Source organism: Dolichospermum sp. UHCC 0259, assembly GCF_009711935.1.
Classification (GTDB): Bacteria; Cyanobacteriota; Cyanobacteriia; order Cyanobacteriales; family Nostocaceae; genus Dolichospermum.
Window position 1 is genome coordinate 1 of record NZ_VIKX01000109.1, and the last position, 3,271, is coordinate 3,271.

A 3,271-nucleotide genomic window follows, 5' to 3' on the forward strand; every position below is an offset into this window, starting at 1 on the left:
CCTACTTCTACCTACCCTATAAACTCTCGAAAGTGGGGGGAGAGTGAAAAACTACAGATCGCTTTCATCTAAACCTTGATGACGATTTTTGTCTAAAAGAGATTCAATTTCAGCCTGAACCATAGGAGAAAGACGGAGAGTTAAAATTTCTTGAGGAGACGGTAACTTTGCCAAAAACTCTAAAACTTCAGTTAGTCCAGAAAAACCTGTCGCCGGATTAGCACTAATTTCTCGCAATCCTAAAGCCAAAATTTGGGGTAAATCTTCCTTGCGAGATTCTAAATTTCGCGCCATTTCATCAGGTATGTCTAAAGTAATTTGCATAATTTTTTGCTCTTCGGTAATATAAATTATATATAAATTGCCTCAGCTAAAACACGCTCACGAATCCGGGGTTTAAGCCCATTCTTAGTAACAACATCCACCTTCAAGCCAAACAACTGACTTAAATAATCCCTAAGTTCCACCAACATAATAAAAGTAGGCGCTGTTTTATAATCAACCAAAATATCTATATCACTTGCTTCCGTTTCCTCTCCCCTAGCATAAGAACCAAAGATCCCAATTTCTGTAATTTGATAAATTTCACAGAGAGATTGCTTTTGTAGTGATAAAACTTGTCGAATTTCATGAATACTTTTTATCATATTTTATCGTCAGCCACAGTTAATTTAATCTTAACAAACACAATTATTTCCGCCTTGCTTGCAATTTTTTCATCCCTTCCAAGACTGCACCCGACTTTCTGCTTCCATCGGTAATACCTCCGCCCGTTGACGAATACGAGCAAGCACTTCATCCCGTTGCCCATAACGTTTTTGCAACAAATCACTGACTTCTTGCTCCATCGAAATCCCCTTTTGTGCCGCCAAGCGTTTAATGCGCTCAAGCAACTCATCAGATATATTGCGAATGGTAATTGTTGCCATACTGCCTCCTTTGCTAGTGCTAGTCTACTACTGGCTCATGTTGGCGTTTGATGATAGCTCTGTAAATCTCTGTCTAGTGACCAGATAAATACTTCACTCATGGGGAAACGTTTACACGATTTATTAAATTCTTCAATGATGCTGAGATCCCCGAAGCTTGTTCCTTCTTGTTTATCGGGAGCTTTGTTTTTACCAGCCAACTCCGGGAACTGGTCAATCCATAACATTATCTCTGTTGTGTTTGGGAATGTAGTAGTTCGCCAGGGAGCTTCACCTGTGAATGCTTCTTTAACTGCTTTAACAAAACGTAAGGCTGTTATCCTTCGCATTGTGCCGTCGCCGTTTTGGGCAATATGGTTGCCTGTTTCGAGTATCGTCGCCATAGGCAACAGAAAAGTACAGCCAGATTGAGCATAGGTCTGAAAATCTTCGAGAACTGATGCTCTATGTTGATTATAGTTGGGAACGTTAAGTATTTCCAGGAATATGCTGGTATCAATCAGACAAATACTACTCATTGTCGTACTCCTGCAAACGAGACAGCCAGGCCAGTGCTTGCTGTTTTCTGTCTTCAGGTGTGTGCGGTGACTTAACGAACCTATCCACTACTCCAGCAGTTACCAGTTGTCCTAATGGTCCTTGCGATATGAGACTGGGGAAATCATACATATCCCCAAGCCTGATCAGGCGACTATTTCCTTGATTCTCTTCCTCTGGATCTCGGAAACAAAAGACTACATCGCCTAAAGCAGCATCGGGTAAAGCATCCATTAGGGCTGGGTTGTGTGTGGAAAGCAGCACTCGTAATTTACGCCGCTCGGCGATATCTCGGATGCTAGACAGTAGATGCTTGGCACGGTTGGGATGAACGCCGTTGTCAATTTCTTCGATAACTACCAAACTTCCTTCAGTTGCCGATAGCATAGCTGCTGCGATCGCTAATACCCGCAATGTGCCATCTGATAATAATGCGGCTTCACAATAGCGATGGGTATTACCAAAAGTTTCCGCTAGTCGCACCATGACTTCATCTCGTGGCCCAACAAGGAAATCTAGCCCATCTATAGCCTGTTCTGGTAAACTTTGGATAAAGTTGAGAATTGCCTGTTGATTTTTGGGTTGGTTCTCCCACAAGCGATAGAGAACGCTGGACAGATTAGTACCATCTTCTTGTAATCGCTTATCAGATTTGAAGCTGTACTCGCGCATTTTGGCGGGAACGGGATCTAGAAACAGGATATTCTGTAAGACTCGTTGATATTCGCGGACTGTCTCCGGAATTATCTTTTGGGAATTTTCATATTTGGCATCAAAACGGGCAGGGCTGTCTAATTGCACAAAGATAGCCGTTTGATCACTACACGTTATTCGTGGCTTGTTCTTTCCTTTGGTAAAATTGTTATATGCCACACTAACATCAGTATTTATCCCTTCAGAAGGCTGATTTAGCTCATATAGCGGGACTGGATTTGTCGAGTCAATAATTCGTTCGCTACTGATATGCAGTTCTCCATCACGCACATTGAGGGTTATATTGAGTTCGTTCCACTCTGTTGAGTCTAAACGGCAACCGATGGTAAAACTTGATTCTCCCCGATGACACAAATCATTGACTCGACCGCGTACAACACGTTCTGCACTATTCACCGCATATTGAATGCTGGAGAGTTTTTGCCCTTGTGCCAGCCATGACAGAAAGCGCAAACCTTCCAGGGCGTTACTTTTACCTGCGGCATTAGCTCCTATTAGGACAGTCAAAGATCCTAGAGGCAATCGGCTCTTCGACAGGTGGGACATTGAGCCTGCCGAACTGTTCAGAGTTCCGCTTGTACTGTAACTTTTAAAGTTGGCGAGGGTAAATTCGGTTAGCATGGCACTCATCTTACAATTTTCCTCTAAATGCTCGATTTTATAGTGAAGCAAAGAGGAGATTACGCAAATATATTCGTCAGTATTCGCTCTTGTTGCTCCTGTTTAACTTTGTACTTTTTTACTGCTTTATTGAGTATGAATAAGCATATATAGCATTTCCTAGTCTAACGGGGTACAAATTTATCTGTGTTTATCTGCGCTCATCCTTTTCCATCTGCGGTTAATTTTTTTTGCTCATACCTCACTTAAATGGGAATTGCTATAGTAATTCTAAATAAAATGTGAATGCCTTTTGTTGCCTGTTTTATCATTCAATATGGCTACGCCTCGCCAGCTATAATAACTCAAATCTGATTGCTATATCACCAGAATAATCCACTTGTTTATTTGGATATTTACAAGTGTAAATAGTTGTCACAGCAAAGATAGATTTTAAATTTCAATCATGAAATTGGAAATAAATGGAGATG

The 3,271-nt window shown here is 41.4% G+C and carries 5 protein-coding genes; all 5 read right to left on the reverse strand.

The window, feature by feature from the left end; translation table 11 throughout:
* Positions 1 to 51 precede the first annotated feature (51 nt).
* On the reverse strand, positions 52 to 324 hold the full coding sequence (locus FJR05_RS08620; protein ID WP_254446872.1) for a hypothetical protein: 273 nt from the start codon (positions 322 to 324) through the stop codon (positions 52 to 54).
* A 26-nt stretch (positions 325 to 350) separates the two neighbouring features.
* A complete protein-coding gene (locus FJR05_RS08625; protein WP_168643722.1) occupies positions 351 to 647 on the reverse strand; it encodes a nucleotidyltransferase family protein in 297 nt (98 codons plus the stop codon).
* Between the two features lie 69 nt (positions 648 to 716).
* Positions 717 to 929, reverse strand: a complete 213-nt coding sequence (locus tag FJR05_RS08630) for a hypothetical protein (RefSeq protein WP_168643723.1) — start codon at positions 927 to 929, stop codon at positions 717 to 719.
* A 35-nt stretch (positions 930 to 964) separates the two neighbouring features.
* Entirely contained in the window at positions 965 to 1,447 is a 483-nt protein-coding gene (locus tag FJR05_RS08635) for a hypothetical protein (protein ID WP_168643724.1), read from the reverse strand.
* Positions 1,440 to 2,810: an AAA family ATPase gene (locus FJR05_RS08640; RefSeq protein ID WP_217385555.1), complete on the reverse strand. Its 1,371-nt coding sequence runs from the start codon at positions 2,808 to 2,810 to the stop codon at positions 1,440 to 1,442. The genes FJR05_RS08635 and FJR05_RS08640 overlap by 8 nt, the downstream gene beginning before the upstream one ends.
* Positions 2,811 to 3,271 lie beyond the last annotated feature (461 nt).

Excerpts from the sequence above, each read along its gene's own strand:
- FJR05_RS08630 (WP_168643723.1), bottom strand. The coding sequence starts at position 929 with ATGGCAACAATTACCATTCGCAATATATCTGATGAGTTGCTTGAGCGC.
- FJR05_RS08635 (WP_168643724.1), bottom strand. The coding sequence starts at position 1,447 with ATGAGTAGTATTTGTCTGATTGATACCAGCATATTCCTGGAAATACTT.
- FJR05_RS08620 (WP_254446872.1), bottom strand. The coding sequence starts at position 324 with ATGCAAATTACTTTAGACATACCTGATGAAATGGCGCGAAATTTAGAA.
- FJR05_RS08640 (WP_217385555.1), bottom strand. The coding sequence starts at position 2,810 with ATGAGTGCCATGCTAACCGAATTTACCCTCGCCAACTTTAAAAGTTAC.
- FJR05_RS08625 (WP_168643722.1), bottom strand. The coding sequence starts at position 647 with ATGATAAAAAGTATTCATGAAATTCGACAAGTTTTATCACTACAAAAG.